Here is a 16,514-nt window from a genome sequence, read left to right as displayed (position 1 = left end):
CCGCAGGGGCACCGCCCCACCCCGAAGCCACCGACCCGGGTGATCCGGCCGCACAAACCCAGCCCCGCCGGCGCTTGAGGCGCGGGGGTCCGGGGCGGAGCCCCAGGACGCGGCGGCGGAGCCGGACACCGCGGGCGGTCACCGCGTGGCCATCCGCGCGGCGAGCGCAAGGGTCCGGTGGGCGGCAGCCACCACCGCCGGGTCCACGAAGCGGCCGTCGGGCAGGGCCAGCGCGCCCGGGGTCGCGCGGGCCGCGGTCAGGACCTCCACCGCGGCGCTGACCTCCTCGGGCGCCGGGAGGTAGGCCCGTTCGATCACCGGGAGCTGGCGGGGATGGATCGCCGCCCGGCCGAGGAAGCCCAGGGACCGGCCGCGCGCACAGGAGGCGGCCAGCGCCTCCAGGTCCCGGATGTCGGGGAAGACGGACTGGGCGGGCGGCGCCAGCCCCGCCGCGCGGGCCGCCACCACCACCCGGGAGCGGCACCAGTCCAGGCCCGCCTCCGCGCTCACCGCCAGGTCGGCCCGCAGGTCCGCCTCGCCGAGGGAGAGCCCGCGCAGCGCGGGGTGCGCGCGGGCGATCTCGTACGCGCGCTCCACGCCCAGCGCCGATTCGAGCAGGGCGTGCAGGCTCACCCCGCCGGTGCGGAGCGCGACCGCGCTGACCTGCTCGGGGGCGCTGATCTTGGGCAGCCGCAGCCCCGCGAGGCCCCGGAGCCCCGCGAGGGCGGTGAGGTCGGCGCCGCCCCAGGGGGAGTCGAAGGCGTTGACGCGTACGTGGACGGGGACCGGGGGCCGCTCGGCGAGCAGTTCGGCGGTGGCGGCGCGGGCGTACTCCTTGCGGGAGACCGGTACCGCGTCCTCCAGGTCCACGATGACGGCGTCCGCGCCGCAGCCCAGGGCTTTGGCGACCACCTGCGGGCGGTCGCCCGGGGCGTACAGCCAGGTCAGGATCACAGCGCCCCCTCCTTGCGCAGTGCGGCGATCTCGGCTGCGGTCAGCCCGAGCTCGGCCAGCACCTCCTCGGTGTCCGCGCCGTGCGGGCGGCCGGCCCAGCGGATACCGCCGGGCGTCTCGGAGAGCCGGAAGAGGATGTTCTGCATCCGCAGCGGGCCGAGCTCCGGGTCCTCGATCTCGGTGACCGTGTCGAGGGCCGCGAACTGGGGATCGGCCATCACGTCCCGGATGTCGTAGACCTGGGCGACGGCCGCCTCGGCGTCCTCGAAGGCGGCGACCACCTCCTCCGCCTTGTGCCGGGCGATCCAGCCGCCGACCGCCTCGTCCAGGACGGGCGCGTGGGCGGCCCGGCCGGACCCGGTCGCGAACCAGGGCTCGGCGATCAGCTCGGGCCGGCCGACCAGCCGCATGACCCGCTCCGCGATGGACTGGGCCGAGGTGGAGACCGCCAGCCAGCGCCCGTCCGCGCTGCGATAGGTGTTGCGGGGGGCGTTGTTCGTGGAGCGGTTGCCGGTGCGGGGCTGGACGTAGCCGAGCTGGTCGTACCAGATCGGCTGCGGGCCGAGCACGGTCAGGATCGGCTCGATGATGGCCAGGTCCACGACCTGCCCGTGCCCGGTGCGGTCGCGGCCCGCGAGGGCGGTCATCACGGCGTACGCAGTGGTCAGCGCGGCGATCGAGTCCGCGAGCCCGAAGGGCGGCAGGGTCGGCGGCCCGTCCGGCTCCCCCGTGATCGCGGCGAAGCCGCTCATCGCCTCGGCGAGGGTGCCGAAGCCCGGCCGGTGGGCGTACGGGCCCTGCTGGCCGAAGGCCGTGACGCGGGTCAGGATCAGCCGCGGGTTCGCCGCGGACAGCTCGGGCCAGCCCAGACCCCACCGCTCCAGGGTGCCGGGGCGGAAGTTCTCGATGACCACGTCGGCGGTGGCGGCGAGGCGCAGCAGCGTGTCCCGGCCGCCCGGCGTGGACAGGTCGAGGGTCATCGTCCGCTTGTTCCGGCCGAGCAGCTTCCACCACAGGCCGATGCCGTCCTTGGCGGGTCCGTGACCGCGGGAGGGGTCGGGGCGGTCGGGGTGCTCGACCTTGACGACCTCGGCCCCGAAATCCCCCAGCAGGGTGGCGGCGAGCGGTCCGGCGAACAGCGTGGCGAGGTCCAGGACGCGCAGCCCTTCCAGCGGCCCGGCCGTGGTCACGAGGCGGCTCCGGGCTGCGCCGCGGCGAAGGAGTCGGTCTCCGCGCGGGTCGGCATCGAGTCCTGCGCGCCCGGGCGCTGGACGGAGAGCGCGGCCGCCGCCGAGGCCCAGCGCAGCGCCTCCGGCATCGGCCGGCCCTCGCCCAGGGCCACGGCGAGGGCGCCGACGAAGGTGTCCCCGGCGGCGGTGGTGTCCACGGCCCGGACCCGGGGCGCGGGCACGGTGAGCGGCTCCCGGCCGCGGGCCGCGTACAGGGCGCCGGCCGCGCCGAGGGTGATCACCACCTCGGGCACGTCGCCCAGCAGGGCCGCGGCGGCCTGGCGGGGGTCGGTGAGCCCGGTGAGGGCGGCCGCCTCGTGCTCGTTGGGGACCAGCAGGTCGGTGGCGGCGAGGAGTTCGGCCGGCAGCGGCTGGACGGGGGCCGGGGTGAGCACCGTACGGACGCCGTGCGCGCGGGCGGCGCGGGCGCCGGCGAGGACGGCGGGGAGGGGCAGTTCGAGCTGGAGGAGGAGGCAGCCGGCGGCGGCGATCCGGGCCTCGTCCCCCGCCTCCAGGCCGGTGACGTGGGCGTTGGCACCCGGGATGACGATGATGCTGTTGCCGCCCTCGTCGTCCACGGTGATGTGCGCGGTGCCGCTGGCGCCCTCGACGGTGCGCAGGGCCGCCGTCTCGACCCCGGCCGCGGTGAGCGCGGAGCGCAGCCGTACGCCGAACTCGTCGGCCCCGACCGCGCCGATCATCATCACCTCCCCGCCGCAGCGGGCGGCGGCCACGGCCTGGTTGGCGCCCTTGCCGCCGGGGACCGTGCGGAAGGCGCGGCCGGTGACGGTCTCCCCGAGGCGGGGGGCCTTGGGGACGTAGGCGACGAGGTCCATGTTCGTACTGCCGAGCACGGCGATGGCCGTCATGAGCGTGCTGCCTCCTGTGCGGTGAGGTGGGCGAGGGTGTCGAAGCCGATGCCGTCGAAGCCGGGGACGGTGGTGGCGAGGCGGTTCTTGAGGGGGGCGGCCCAGCGGTCCGGGATGTCCTGCGGCGAGCCGGCGACGAGGGCGGCGAGGGCGCCGGCGGTGGCTCCGTTGGAGTCGGTGTCCCAGCCGCCGGACACGGCACGGCAGACGGAGTGCGTGAAGTCCCCGTCGGCGTGGGTGAGGGCGGCGGTGATCAGGGCGGTGTTGGGGACGGCGTGGACCCAGTGGTGGTGCCCGTAGCGCGCGTGCAGCCGGTCGACCACGAGGTCGAAGTCGGCGCGGCGGAACTCGTGGGCGGTGGCGAGGGCGAACCGGACGGCCCCGGCGAGGCGGGAGCGGGGCGGTACGGCGGCCAGCCCGGACCGGAGCGCGGTGTGGACGTCGGCGTGGCCGGTGGCGGCGGTGGCGGTGGCGGCGGCGACGAAGAGGGCGGCGTAGACGCCGTTGCCGGTGTGGGTCAGGGCGGAGTCCCGGTAGGCCTGGGCCGCGGCGGCGGCCGGGTCGCCGGGGTTGGTCCAGCCGTGGACGTCGGCGCGGATGAGGGCGCCGATCCACTCGCGGAAGGGATTGCGGTGGGTGGCGGTGGCGGGCGGCTCCAGCCCGAGGAGCAGATTGCGGTACGCGAGGCGCTCGGCGGTGAAGGTCCGGCCGGCCGGCAGCTCGTCGAGCCAGAGGCGGGCCACGTCGGCGGTGGTGAAGCCCTTGCCGTGCCGCTGGAGCAGGAGCAGGCCGAGGAGGGGGTAGTTGAGGTCGTCGTCCTCGGGCATGCCGTCGATGTTCTCGGCGAGGGAGGTGGGGGCGGAGCGGCGGTTCCAGGGATGCGCGGCCAGTACCTCCGGTGGGACGCCGCGGGCGGTGAACCAGTCGTCGATCGGCCAGTTGCCCGCGGCGCGGGCAAGGGTGCGGATGGCGTGCAGGGGCAGCTTCTCGACGGGCTTCCCGAGCAGGCACCCGACGGCCCTCCCGAGCCATGCGGCTTCCAGCCGGGTCGCCAGGTGGGGGTCCAGCCCGCCGGGCCAAGGTTCCGCTCCGCGGGCGGGGCGCTCCGGTGTCGGCCCGGCGGGCTCCCGCTCCGCGGATGGAGCGAGGGTGGCGGGCGCCGCTTCCGCGGCCCGGGTGGTGGCCGTGGTCCCGGCCCCGCTGGGCAGAGCCTGCGCTGCGCGGGCCGGTGCGGGGCCGGCGCCGCCGTGCGCCGCCTCCGCGGCCCGGGTGGCGGCCGCGCCTGCGCCGTGCGGTGGTGGGCCCTCCGGCCAGGTGGCGCGGATGGACTCCCAGGAATCCGGTTCGTCGGGGGAGAGCGGGGAGGGGAGCTGCGCGAGCTCGTCCAGCAGGCGCGAGGCCAGGGCGCGGAGCTCCGGCGGGGCCGGGGTGGGGGAGGCCCCGGCGCGAGCGGGGGCCGGGTGGCCGCCCGCCGCCAGCCAGGCCCGCCGGGCGGGCTCCGGGTCCCGTCCGTCCTCGGCCGCCTGGCGCAGCTCGTGCCCGATCAGATCCTCGGGCTGCGCCCAGGTGAGCCGTACGGGATCCGGCGCGGGTTGCCCTGCGGGCAGCCGGGAGGTTGCGGGGCGCGGCTGCGGACGGTGGGGGTCCGGACCGGCCGGGGCTGCCGCCGGGGGCTGGGGGCGGGTCCTGGTCGTGGTGGCGGGCGCCGGGGTGGGCTGCGTGCCGGTCAGGCGTACGGCGTTCCCGGCGGGCGGCACCGCGGTGGCCGGCTTCGGTTTTCGCGGGTCCGGCTCTTGGGAGCCTGGCCGGTGCGGTGCCGGGGTGCCCGGGCCCGGGCCTGACCCGGCGGCGCCCGTGGCCCTGGGGCTTGGCCGGGGCTCGGTGGTGGTCCGGGTGGCGCCTGGGGTTCCCTGGCCCGGGCTGGGCCGCGGGGTGGCTGGGCCCGGGCCGGGATGGGTGGGCCGCGGGGTGGCTGGGCCCGGGCCGGGATGGGTGGGCCGCGGGGTGGCTGGGCCCGGGCCGGGATGGGTGGGCCGCGGGGTGGCCCCCCCTGAGGTGCGGCCCGCCGGGGGCGAGGGGCAGGGTGGGGTCATCGGGGGGTCGCGAGGGTGGTGAAGGCCGACTCGTGGGAGCGGCGGCGGGACTGGTCGAGGGCGAAGATCTCGCGGGCCACAGCGGCCAGCGACCCGGCCGGGGCGTGCAGGTCGAGGCGGCTGGCCTCGGCCACCTGTTTGGCCCAGGCGGCCGGGACCGCGGCTTCGCCGCCCAGGGCTCCGGCGATCGCACCCGCCATGGTGGCGATGGAGTCGCAGTCCCGGCCGTAGTTGACCGCGCCGAGCACGGAGGTCTCGTACGCCCCGTCCGCGATCAGCAGCATGCCCAGGGCGATCGGGAGTTCCTCGATGGCATGGAGGCGGGAGGGGCGGCGGGCGTCGAGCGAGGGGTTGCGGTAGTCCGGGCCGACCGAGTCGTACGGGGCCACCGCCGCCCGGAGGGGGACCAGGGCCGACTCGAAGTCCCGGTGGCGGGAGGCGGCTTCCGTCACCGCGGCGATGGCCGAGCGGGTGCCGTCCTTCGCCAGGGACAGGGCCGTGTCCACGACCGAGGCGGCCGTCGCCCCCGGCAGGCACGCCGCCGCCACCGCCGCCGCGAACACGCCCGCCGCCTCCCGCCCGTACGAGGACTGGTGCGCGCCGGCGATGTCCAACGCCTCCGCGTAAGCCCCCGCCGGGTTGCCCGCGTTGGCGATGCCCACCGGCGCCATGTACATCGCCGCGCCGCAGTTGACGATGTTGCCGCTGCCCGCCTCGCGGGGGTCGGCGTGCGCGTAGTGGAGGCGGGTGACGATCCACTTCTCCGCCAGGAAGATCCGCTGCAACGGCAGGGCCTCCGCCTCCAGTTCGGGGATCCAGCGGGGGACGGACATGAGGTCGGGGACCAGGTGCTCGGCGATCGCATAGGCGTCGAGATGGTCCCGTACGGCCTCGTAGACGCGTACCAGCGCGTGCGTCATCAAGGTGTCGTCCGTGACGTGCCCGTCGCCCTTGTGGTACGGGGCGATGGGGCGGGCCGTGCGCCAGTTCTCGTACCACGGGCCGACGATGCCGTGGACGCGGCCGCCGTGCCGTTCCACGATCTGGTCCGGGGTCCAGCCCTCCACAGGGCCGCCGAGCGCGTCGCCGACGGCGGCCCCGACGAGGGCGCCGGTGGCCCGGTCCTCCAACGTGAGCGTCATGTCCGAATCATCCCCTGGGATTTGGGTGAAGTGAGCTCCGTACGCGCGAGGAGCGCGGCGAGTTCCACGAGGTCGGTGCCGGCGAGGCGGGGGAGGGCGCAGCCGGAGAGGGTGCGGCAGGCCTCGCGCCAGGCGGCGGGGATCGAGTCGCCGCCGCCGAGCGCGCCGGTGAGCGCGCCGGCGAGGGCGGGGGCGGAGTCCGCGACGCGGGACAGGCAGGCGGCGGCCGGGACGGCCTCGGTCATCCTGCCGCGGGCGGCGGTCGCGAGGGCGAGGGCCACGGGGACGGTCTCGGCGGCGGCGATCCCGTAGCTGTAGACGTGGTCCACGATCTCGTGTTCGAGGGTGGGGACGATGGCGAAGGCGCCGCCGTCGGTGTGCGTACGGGCGAGCTTGACGGCGTGGCGGGCGTTGCGCCCGATCTCGGTGGCCTCGGGGAGCTGGGCGAGGGCGGCGTCCACGCAGGCGTCGACGTCCGCGGTGGCGAGGGCGGTCGCGATGGCGGCGGCCATGGCGCGGGCGCCGTGGACGCCGTCGCCGTCCTGGGTGTAGCGGGCGTCGAACTCGGCGAGGTCGGCCGCCGCGCGGGCGTCGCCGGGGTGGACGACGGCGAGGACGCAGGCGCGGATGCAGGCGGCGTCGTCGAAGTAGTGCGGGTTGTCGTGGCCGGTGGCGGGCGGGCGCAGGCCGGTGGCGAGATTGCCGAGGCCGGCGCGGACGGAGATCCGGGCGCGGAGGGGGAGTACGGCGGACTCGACCTCGGGGGCCCGCTCGGCGGCGGCCGCCACTTCGCTTGCGAGGGCGTTCCACGCGAGGTCGATGGCGGCGCGCATGCGCCTGGACCGGCTGAGGTCGGAGAGCAGGACGCCGGCGGCGGTGAGGACGGACTCGGCGACGAAGGCCGCCCACTCGGCGTCGTCGGAGGGGCCGAGGCGCAGCGGTTCGGGGGGCTGGTTGAGGGCGATGGGGACGGGGAGGGTGGTGGTGGCGTTCTGCTCGGCGAAGGTGTCGAGCTCGCGGGTGAGGCGGCGGGTCCACTCGGGCATCCGGCTGGCGCGGTGGCGGGCGGCGGGCCACCCGGCCGCGTCGCCTGCGGCGAGCCCGAGGAGGAGGCCCTCGATGCGGCGTTCCCCCGCGGGGGGCTCGGCGGGGTGTTCCGTGACCCGGGCCGTGGTCGTACAGGCCTGCGCGCGTGCGGTGTCGGCTGCGCCGGCGGGGGTGCCGGGGCTCCGGACCACGGCCCGGAGCCCGGTCGTGGCGGGGCCGGAGATCTCCCCCACCCCACCCCCACCCGGGCCCCCGCCCCCCGCTTGCACGATGCGCCCGGCCAACGCGGCCCGCTCCGCGGGGGCGGCGGGGAGGGCGGGCAGCGTTGCGTGCGGGCGATGCCCGGGCGGCGGCGCCGGCGGCGGTGCAGTGGCCCGGTCGGCGGGCGCGGCGTGCCAGTGTTCCGGCGGGGCCGTGGGGGGCTGTGCCGCGGGCCCCCGTTCCGCTGGGGTGGCCGGCATTGTGGGGGGCTGCGGCTGGGGCTCCGAGTGGGGTGCGGGTGGCCGGTGGGCGGCTGACGTGGCCGTCAGGGCTGGGCGTGGCCGGTGCTCCGGCGCGGCCGCGGCGGGCTGGTCCCCCGGACCTCGTTCCGCTGGCGCGGCCGAGCCCCCCAAGCCCCCCGAGCCCCCCGAGCCCGCCAGACCGGCCGGGTCCGCCAGGCCAGCCAGGTCTGCCGAGCCCGCCACTGCCGCCGAGCCTGCCGGGTCCGCCAAGCCCGTCGGGGCCGCCCGGCCCGCCACTGCCGCCGGGGGTGTCGTGGGTGTCCGGAGTTGTGGCGGGGTTGTGGGTGGGGGGTTCGCGGGGGTCATCGGGGGGCCTCGTATTCCGGGGTGAGGAGGTCCGCGATGTCCAGGACGTGGTAGCCCCGCATCGAGGGGAGACAGCTGCCGCGGACCGGGCCGATGGCCGAGGACCAGGCGGCGGGGATCGCCGCCGCGCCGGACAGTGCGCCGGCCAGGGCGCCCGCCACCGCCGCCGTGGTGTCCGCGTCGCGGCCCATGTTGACCGCGGTCAGGACCGACGAGGGGAAGTCGCCCCGGCACGCCGCGAACGCGCCGAAGGCCAGGCCGACGGCTTCGGGCGCCAGGTCGGTCCAGGGATAGCCGCCGATGACCACCGCCGAGCGCACCGCCCGTTCGCCGCGCGGGGCGGCGGTGACCGCCCTGCGCAGGGAGCGGGCCGTCCAGGAGTCGGAGGGGATGACGGAGAGGGCCGCCGAGACGACCGAGGCGGGGGAGCCGCCCGCCATCGCGGCGGCGACACCGGCGGCCACCGCCTGGCCGCCGTAGATGCCCTCGCCGTCATGGCTGACCGTGCCGTCGATGGCGACCAGCCGGGCCGCCTCCGCGGGCCGGCCCGCCGCGAAGACGCCGAACGGCGCCGCCCGCATGGCGAGACCGTCCGACCACGCGTGCCGGTGCTGGGCCGAAATGGGGGCCGCCAGCCCGCGGCGGAGGTTCTCCAGCGTGCCGCGCTCCGAGAAGCCCGCGCCGCGGAACGGACCCTCGTCGAGGTCCGCGATCCAGTGGTGCCAGGCCCGCTCCACGTGGGCGACCGTCAGCGCCGAGCCGTGGCGGGCCAGCAGCAGCCCCGAGAAGATCGCGTACTCGGTGTCGTCCGTGCCCGCCGGGTCCTCCGACACGAAGCCTTCGATGCGGCCCCATTTCGCCCGGATCTCCGACGGCTTCATGTTCTCGGCGGGGGCGCCCAGCGCGTCGCCCACCGCGAGCCCGAGAAGAGCGCCCCTGGCCCGTTCGAGGAGGACCTGCGGATTGCATGCAATCAGCTCCATGGCGCGCCTCTCCACTTGATGGGACTCATGATGAGCCCTTGGGGGATTTGTGCCATGGCATGTGGTTTGTCGCTCGTCGCGAAACGCCCCGCGAACCTCCCCGTCACCCGGTCGCCGATCCGCAAAACCGCAGGTAAGTACGGCCTTCCTTGCTGGCGGGCGGCAGAAATCGTGCGTAGTTTCGAGGTGTTCAGGGGGAGCGACGCGCCTCACGGGCTCCGTTGGCACAAATGGGGAGATAAGACGCATGTCCATCATCGATGTCGAAGCGCCGCTGCACACCGCCCACCGTGACAACCACACCCACCGCGACGTCAACGGCGGATGGCTGCGCCCGGCCGTCTTCGGCGCCATGGACGGGCTCGTCTCCAACCTCGCCCTCATGACCGGCGTGGCCGGCGGAGCCGTCGCCCCGCAGACCGTCGTCATCACCGGACTGGCGGGCCTCGCGGCCGGCGCGTTCTCGATGGCGGCCGGCGAGTACACCTCGGTCGCCTCGCAGCGCGAGCTGGTCCTCGCGGAACTGGACGTGGAGCGTCAGCAGTTGCGTAAGCACCCCGTCGACGAGATGGAGGAGCTGGCCGAGCTCTACGTCTCCCGCGGCGTCGAGCCGGCGCTCGCCCGCGAGGTCGCCGTGCAGCTGTCCCGCGACCCTGAGCAGGCCCTGGAGATACACGCCCGCGAGGAGCTCGGGATCGACCCCGACGACCTGCCCTCGCCGCTCGTCGCCGCGGTCTCGTCCTTCGGCTCCTTCGCGCTGGGCGCGCTGCTCCCCGTACTGCCGTACCTGCTCGGTGCCACGGCCCTGTGGCCCGCCGTGCTGCTCGCGCTGGCCGGGCTCTTCGCCTGCGGCGCGGTGGTCTCCCGGGTCACCGCCCGGTCCTGGTGGTACAGCGGTCTGCGCCAGCTCGTCCTGGGTGGCGCGGCCGCCGGTGTGACGTACATCCTGGGAACCTGGATCGGCGGAGCCATAGGCTGACCGGGCTCGGAGTGAGACACTATGCAGTACGCAACATAAGTAGTTCGTTACTCGGCGGTTTCGATCCCGTGTCCGCCGGGCATCACACCAGGGCTCCGGGCAATGATGCCCGCCCTGCATCGGGACCTTCGCCTCGCAGTGTGTCCGTAAAGCGCCGCGAAAGTCCCCTCTTTCTGCCTCGCGCAGTGTCCGCATGCTGGAATGACATATCCGCTTCTCGGGATAGTCGTCATCATGTAATCTGCACGAAATTTCGCAGAGGGCCAACGTCGTCCCTCGGCTATGCACATATGCCACGACGACGACGGGAGAGCCGATGCGTTCCGCATCCACGCACTCCGCGACCGGCCTCAGCAACACAGCCTGGTCGCCCATGGACGGTCGCCCCGCCCAGCAGGGCATGTACGACCCGCGCAACGAGAAGGACGCCTGTGGCGTCGGATTCGTGGCGAACCTCACCGGCGAGGCCACCCACACCCTCGTTGAGCAGGCCCTGACCGTATTGCGGAACCTCGAGCACCGCGGCGCGACCGGCTCGGAGCCGGACTCGGGCGACGGCGCCGGAATCCTCTCCCAAGTGCCGGACGCGTTCCTGCGCGAGGTCGCCGGTTTTGACCTCCCCGAGGCCGGCGCGTACGCCGTCGGCATCGCCTTCCTCCCCGCCGACGGCACCGCACAGGCCGTCGCCGTGGACCAGATCGAGGCCATCGCCGCCGAGGAGAACCTGACGGTTCTCGGCTGGCGCGAGGTTCCGGTTACGCCGGACCTGCTCGGCAACGGCGCCCGCGCCACCATGCCGGCCTTCTCCCAGCTCTTCGTGAGCAACGGGACGAGCGGCATCGAGCTGGACCGCAAGGCGTTCGTGCTGCGCAAGCGCGCCGAGCGCGAGGCCGGCGTGTACTTCCCGTCGCTCTCCGCCCGCACCATCGTCTACAAGGGCATGCTGACCACCGGCCAGCTGGAGCCCTTCTTCCCGGACCTCTCCGACCGCCGCTTCGCGTCGGCGCTCGCCCTGGTCCACTCCCGGTTCTCGACGAACACCTTCCCGTCCTGGCCGCTCGCCCACCCGTACCGCTTCGTCGCGCACAACGGCGAGATCAACACGGTCAAGGGCAACCGGAACTGGATGAAGGCCCGCGAGTCCCAGCTGGCGTCGGACTCCTTCGGAGACGGCGTGCTGGACCGGATCTTCCCGATCTGCACCCCGGACGCCTCCGACTCCGCCTCCTTCGACGAGGTCCTGGAGCTGCTCCACCTCGGCGGCCGGTCGCTGCCGCACAGCGTGCTGATGATGATCCCGGAGGCGTGGGAGAACCACACCTCCATGGACCCGGCCCGCCGCGCGTTCTACCAGTACCACTCCACGCTGATGGAGCCCTGGGACGGCCCCGCCTGCGTCACCTTCACCGACGGCACCCAGGTCGGCGCGGTCCTCGACCGCAACGGTCTGCGCCCCGGCCGCTACTGGGTCACCGACGACGGCCTCGTCGTCCTGGGCTCCGAGGTCGGCGTCCTCGACATCGACCCGGCCAAGGTCGTCCGCAAGGGCCGCCTGCAGCCCGGCAAGATGTTCCTCGTCGACACCGCCCAGAAGCGGATCGTCGAGGACGACGAGATCAAGAACGAGCTCGCCTCCGCCGCTCCGTACGCGGAGTGGCTGGAGACCGGCGAGATCGAGCTGACGGACCTGCCCGAGCGCGAGCACATCGTGCACACCCACGCCTCGGTCACCCGCCGCCAGCAGACCTTCGGCTACACCGAGGAAGAGCTGCGCGTCATCCTCGCGCCGATGGCCCGTACCGGCGGCGAGCCGCTCGGCTCCATGGGTACGGACTCCCCGATCGCGGCCCTGTCCGAGCGCCCCCGGCTGCTCTTCGACTACTTCACCCAGCTCTTCGCGCAGGTCACCAACCCGCCGCTGGACGCCATCCGCGAGGAGCTCGTCACCTCGCTGCTGTCCTCGATCGGCCCGCAGTCCAACCTGCTGGAGCCGACCGCCGCGTCCTGCCGCAGCGTCACCCTGCCGTTCCCGGTGATCGACAACGACGAGCTGGCCAAGCTCATCCACATCAACGCCGACGGCGACATGCCGGGTATGAAGGCCGCCACGCTCTCCGGCCTCTACCGGGTCTCCGGTGGCGGCGAGGCGCTGGCCGCGCGGATCGAGGAGATCCGCGCCGAGGCCGACGCGGCCATCGCCAACGGCGCCCGCCTGATCGTCCTCTCGGACCGCCACTCGGACGCCGAGCACGCGCCGATCCCGTCGCTGCTGCTCACCTCCGCCGTGCACCACCACCTCATCGCCACCAAGCAGCGCACCCAGGTGGGCCTGCTGGTCGAGGCCGGTGACGTCCGCGAGGTCCACCACGTCGCGCTGCTCATCGGCTACGGCGCCGCCGCGGTCAACCCGTACCTCGCCATGGAGTCCGTCGAGGACCTGCTGCGCGCCGGTACCTTCCTGTCCGGCCTGGAGCCGGAGCAGGCCATCAAGAACCTGATCTACGCGCTCGGCAAGGGCGTCCTGAAGGTCATGTCCAAGATGGGCATCTCCACCGTCGCCTCCTACCGCGGCGCCCAGGTCTTCGAGGCCGTGGGTCTCAACGACGAGTTCGTCGAGACCTACTTCAACGGCACCGCCACCAAGATCGGCGGCGCCGGCCTGGACGTCATCGCCAAGGAGGTGGCCGCGCGCCACGCCAAGGCGTACCCGGTCTCCGGCATCGCGGCCACGCACCGCGCGCTGGAGATCGGCGGCGAGTACCAGTGGCGCCGCGAGGGCGAGCCGCACCTCTTCGACCCGGAGACGGTCTTCCGCCTCCAGCACGCGACGCGGGGCCGCCGCTACGACATCTTCAAGCAGTACACGGACCGGGTGAACGAGCAGTCCGAGCGCCTCATGACGCTCCGCGGGCTGTTCGGCTTCAAGAGCGACCGTCCGTCGATCTCCATCGACGAGGTCGAGCCGGTCGCCGACATCGTCAAGCGCTTCTCCACCGGCGCCATGTCGTACGGCTCCATTTCCAAGGAGGCGCACGAGACCCTCGCCATCGCCATGAACCAGCTGGGCGCCAAGTCCAACACCGGTGAGGGCGGCGAGGACCCGGACCGCCTGTACGACCCGGCGCGGCGTTCGTCGATCAAGCAGGTCGCCTCCGGCCGCTTCGGCGTCACCTCGGAGTACCTGGTCAACGCGGACGACATCCAGATCAAGATGGCGCAGGGCGCCAAGCCCGGCGAGGGCGGCCAGCTGCCCGGCCACAAGGTCTACCCATGGGTCGCCAAGACCCGGCACTCCACCCCGGGCGTCGGCCTGATCTCCCCGCCGCCGCACCACGACATCTACTCCATCGAGGACCTGGCTCAGCTGATCCACGACCTCAAGAACGCCAACCCGGCCGCCCGCATCCACGTGAAGCTGGTCTCCGAGGTCGGCGTGGGCACGGTCGCCGCGGGTGTCTCCAAGGCCCACGCGGACGTCGTCCTCATCTCCGGCCACGACGGCGGTACGGGCGCCTCCCCGCTCACCTCGCTGAAGCACGCGGGCGGTCCCTGGGAGCTCGGCCTCGCCGAGACCCAGCAGACCCTGCTGCTCAACGGGCTGCGCGACCGGATCGTCGTCCAGACGGACGGCCAGCTCAAGACCGGCCGCGACGTGATCATCGCCGCGCTGCTCGGCGCCGAGGAGTTCGGTTTCGCGACCGCGCCGCTCGTCGTCTCCGGCTGCGTCATGATGCGCGTCTGCCACCTGGACACCTGCCCGGTCGGCATCGCCACGCAGAACCCGGTCCTGCGCGACCGGTTCTCCGGCAAGCCCGAGTTCGTCGTCAACTTCTTCGAGTTCATCGCGGAGGAGGTGCGCGAGCTCCTCGCCGAGCTGGGCTTCCGTACGATTGAGGAGGCCGTCGGCCACGCCGAGCTGCTCGACACGACGCAGGCCGTCACGCACTGGAAGGCGCAGGGTCTCGACCTGGAGCCGCTCTTCTACGTGCCGGAGCTGCCCGAGGGCGCGGTCCGCCACGCCCTGATCGAGCAGGACCACGGTCTGGAGAAGGCCCTCGACAACGAGCTCATCGAGCTCGCCGCCGACGCGCTGGACGCGGACTCCGCGGAGGCGGCCCTGCCGGTCCGCGCCCAGGTCGCGATCCGCAACATCAACCGGACCGTCGGCACCATGCTCGGCCACCAGGTCACCAAGAAGTTCGGTGGCGCGGGCCTGCCCGACAACACCATCGACCTGACCTTCACCGGCAGCGCCGGCCAGTCCTTCGGCGCCTTCGTGCCGCGCGGCATCACCCTGCGGCTGGAGGGCGACGCCAACGACTACGTCGGCAAGGGCCTCTCCGGTGGCCGGATCGTGGTCCGCCCGGACCGCGCCGCCGACCACCTCGCCGAGTACTCCACCATCGCCGGCAACACCATCGGCTACGGAGCCACCGGCGGCGAGATGTTCCTGCGCGGCCGCACCGGCGAGCGCTTCTGCGTCCGCAACTCCGGCGCCCTGGTCGTCTCGGAGGGCGTGGGCGACCACGGCTGCGAGTACATGACCGGCGGTACGGCGGTCGTCCTGGGCGAGACGGGCCGCAACTTCGCGGCCGGCATGTCGGGCGGCGTCGCGTACGTCATCGACCTCGACCCGAACAACGTCAACGTCGGTAACGTCGGTGCCGTCGAGACCGTGCTGTCCGACTCCGACAAGCAGTGGCTGCACGATGTGGTGCGCCGCCACGAGGAGGAGACCGGCTCGACCGTGGCCGCGAAGCTCCTGGCTGACTGGTCCGTCGCGGTGGACCGCTTCAGCAAGATCATCCCGACCACGTACAAGGCAGTGCTCGCCGCCAAGGACGCCGCTGAGCTCGCCGGACTCTCGGAATCCGAGACCACGGAGAAGATGATGGAGGCGGCGACCAATGGCTGACCCGAAGGGCTTCCTCACCACCCCGCGCGAGACCGCCTGTTCCCGTCCCGTGGCTGACCGCCTCAAGGACTGGAACGAGGTCTACGTCCCGGGCTCGCTGCTCCCGATCATCAGCAAGCAGGCCGGCCGATGCATGGACTGCGGCATCCCGTTCTGCCACAACGGGTGCCCGCTCGGGAACCTGATCCCCGAGTGGAACGACTTCTCCTACCGCGAGGACTGGACCGCGGCTTCGGAGCGTCTGCACGCGACGAACAACTTCCCGGAGTTCACGGGCCGTCTGTGCCCGGCGCCGTGCGAGTCGGCGTGTGTCCTCGGCATCAACCAGCCGGCCGTCACGATCAAGAACGTCGAAGTCTCGATCATCGACAAGGCCTGGGACAACGGCGACGTCACCCCGCAGGCCCCGGAGCGCCTGTCGGGCAAGACGGCAGCCGTCATCGGCTCCGGCCCCGCCGGTCTGGCAGCGGCCCAGCAGCTGACCCGGGCGGGACACACCGTGGTGGTGTACGAGCGCGCCGACCGCATCGGCGGCCTGCTGCGCTACGGCATCCCCGAGTTCAAGATGGAGAAGGTGCACATCAACCGCCGCATCGAGCAGATGCGCGCGGAGGGCACCAAGTTCCGCACCGGCATCGAGGTCGGCCGCGACATCACCGCCACCGACCTGCGCAAGCGGTTCGACGCGGTCGTCATCGCGGCGGGCGCGACCGTCTCCCGCGACCTCCCGGTCCCGGGCCGCGACCTGGGCGGCATCCACTTCGCGATGGAGTACCTGCCGCTCGCGAACAAGGTCCAGGAGGGCGACTTCATGGCGCCCCCCATCACGGCCGAGGGCAAGCACGTGGTCGTCATCGGCGGCGGCGACACCGGCGCGGACTGCGTGGGCACCGCCCACCGCCAGGGCGCGGCCTCGGTCACGCAGCTGGAGATCATGCCGAAGCCGGGCGAGGAGCGGAACGCCAACCAGCCGTGGCCGACCTTCCCGATGCTCTACAAGGTCACCTCCGCGCACGAGGAGGGCGGCGAGCGGGTCTACTCCGTCTCCACCACCCACTTCGAGGGCGACGAGGACGGCAACGTCAAGGCCCTGCACCTGGTCGAGGTCGAGTTCGTCGACGGCAAGCTCGTCCAGAAGCCCGGCACCGAGCGCGTCCTCCCGGCGCAGCTGGTCACCCTGGCGATGGGCTTCACGGGCACGGACCAGGAGAACGGCCTGGTCCAGCAGTTCGGCCTCGTGCTGGACGCCCGCGGCAACATCGAGCGGGACGCCTCCTACGCGACCAACGTCGACGGCGTCTTCGTCGCCGGCGACGCGGGCCGCGGCCAGTCGCTCATCGTCTGGGCCATCGCGGAAGGCCGCTCGGCCGCCCGCGGCGTGGACCGCTTCCTGACCGGCAGCAGCACCCTCCCGTACCCCGTCAAGCCGACGGACCGCTCGCTGACCGTGTAACCAGGCAGTACCCCTCCCTCCGGGGAGACCCCTCATACGGT

The 16,514-nt window shown here is 73.9% G+C and carries 10 protein-coding genes; 3 read left to right on the top strand and 7 right to left on the bottom strand.

Translation table 11 applies throughout. The features are described from left to right. Nucleotides 1-138: 138 nt before the first annotated feature. From ACZ45T_RS19280 to ACZ45T_RS19250, 7 genes are all read right to left on the bottom strand, one after another. Nucleotides 139-954, bottom strand: coding sequence for an HpcH/HpaI aldolase/citrate lyase family protein (locus ACZ45T_RS19280; protein ID WP_468442737.1), 816 nt, complete (start codon nucleotides 952-954; stop codon nucleotides 139-141). Continuing rightward, nucleotides 951-2,144, bottom strand: coding sequence for a CaiB/BaiF CoA transferase family protein (locus ACZ45T_RS19275; RefSeq protein WP_468442735.1), 1,194 nt, complete (start codon nucleotides 2,142-2,144; stop codon nucleotides 951-953). Before ACZ45T_RS19275 ends, ACZ45T_RS19280 begins: the two co-directional genes overlap by 4 nt. Continuing rightward, complete coding sequence (gene rbsK, locus ACZ45T_RS19270) at nucleotides 2,141-3,052, bottom strand: ribokinase (protein WP_468442733.1); 912 nt, start codon at nucleotides 3,050-3,052, stop codon at nucleotides 2,141-2,143. The genes ACZ45T_RS19275 and rbsK overlap by 4 nt, the downstream gene beginning before the upstream one ends. Further along, complete coding sequence (locus ACZ45T_RS19265) at nucleotides 3,049-4,599, bottom strand: ADP-ribosylglycohydrolase family protein (protein WP_468442763.1); 1,551 nt, start codon at nucleotides 4,597-4,599, stop codon at nucleotides 3,049-3,051. The genes rbsK and ACZ45T_RS19265 overlap by 4 nt, the downstream gene beginning before the upstream one ends. A 542-nt stretch (nucleotides 4,600-5,141) precedes the next feature. Further along, nucleotides 5,142-6,287 (bottom strand): ADP-ribosylglycohydrolase family protein, encoded by a 1,146-nt coding sequence (locus tag ACZ45T_RS19260; RefSeq protein WP_468442731.1) that lies wholly within the window; start codon nucleotides 6,285-6,287, stop codon nucleotides 5,142-5,144. Next, entirely contained in the window at nucleotides 6,284-7,567 is a 1,284-nt protein-coding gene (locus ACZ45T_RS19255) for an ADP-ribosylglycohydrolase family protein (protein WP_468442729.1), read from the bottom strand. The genes ACZ45T_RS19260 and ACZ45T_RS19255 overlap by 4 nt, the downstream gene beginning before the upstream one ends. Before the next feature lie 572 nt (nucleotides 7,568-8,139). Next, nucleotides 8,140-9,126: an ADP-ribosylglycohydrolase family protein gene (locus tag ACZ45T_RS19250; protein WP_468442727.1), complete on the bottom strand. Its 987-nt coding sequence runs from the start codon at nucleotides 9,124-9,126 to the stop codon at nucleotides 8,140-8,142. 247 nt (nucleotides 9,127-9,373) lie between these two features. On the opposite strand from ACZ45T_RS19250, the gene ACZ45T_RS19245 reads away from it, so the two are divergent. From ACZ45T_RS19245 to ACZ45T_RS19235, 3 genes are all read left to right on the top strand, one after another. After that, a complete protein-coding gene (locus ACZ45T_RS19245; protein WP_468442725.1) occupies nucleotides 9,374-10,105 on the top strand; it encodes a VIT1/CCC1 transporter family protein in 732 nt (243 codons plus the stop codon). Between the two features lie 373 nt (nucleotides 10,106-10,478). Then, the gene (gene gltB / locus ACZ45T_RS19240) at nucleotides 10,479-15,020 is read left to right on the top strand and encodes a glutamate synthase large subunit (protein ID WP_468442761.1); all 4,542 of its coding nucleotides are present in this window, start codon (nucleotides 10,479-10,481) and stop codon (nucleotides 15,018-15,020) included. Then, nucleotides 15,013-16,473, top strand: coding sequence for a glutamate synthase subunit beta (locus ACZ45T_RS19235; protein ID WP_468442723.1), 1,461 nt, complete (start codon nucleotides 15,013-15,015; stop codon nucleotides 16,471-16,473). Before gltB ends, ACZ45T_RS19235 begins: the two co-directional genes overlap by 8 nt. Nucleotides 16,474-16,514: the final 41 nt, after the last annotated feature.

Source organism: Streptomyces sp. NPDC030995 (genome assembly GCF_055571215.1).
Note: the sequence above shows the minus strand (reverse complement) of the source record. Positions and strands in the feature narration are given on the sequence as shown.

Bases quoted from the DNA above. Each gene is read 5' to 3' on its own strand.
- gltB (WP_468442761.1), top strand. From the start codon at position 10,479: ATGGACGGTCGCCCCGCCCAGCAGGGCATGTACGACCCGCGCAACGAG.
- ACZ45T_RS19260 (WP_468442731.1), bottom strand. From the start codon at position 6,287: ATGACGCTCACGTTGGAGGACCGGGCCACCGGCGCCCTCGTCGGGGCC.
- ACZ45T_RS19235 (WP_468442723.1), top strand. From the start codon at position 15,013: ATGGCTGACCCGAAGGGCTTCCTCACCACCCCGCGCGAGACCGCCTGT.
- ACZ45T_RS19245 (WP_468442725.1), top strand. From the start codon at position 9,374: ATGTCCATCATCGATGTCGAAGCGCCGCTGCACACCGCCCACCGTGAC.
- rbsK (WP_468442733.1), bottom strand. From the start codon at position 3,052: ATGACGGCCATCGCCGTGCTCGGCAGTACGAACATGGACCTCGTCGCC.
- ACZ45T_RS19250 (WP_468442727.1), bottom strand. From the start codon at position 9,126: ATGGAGCTGATTGCATGCAATCCGCAGGTCCTCCTCGAACGGGCCAGG.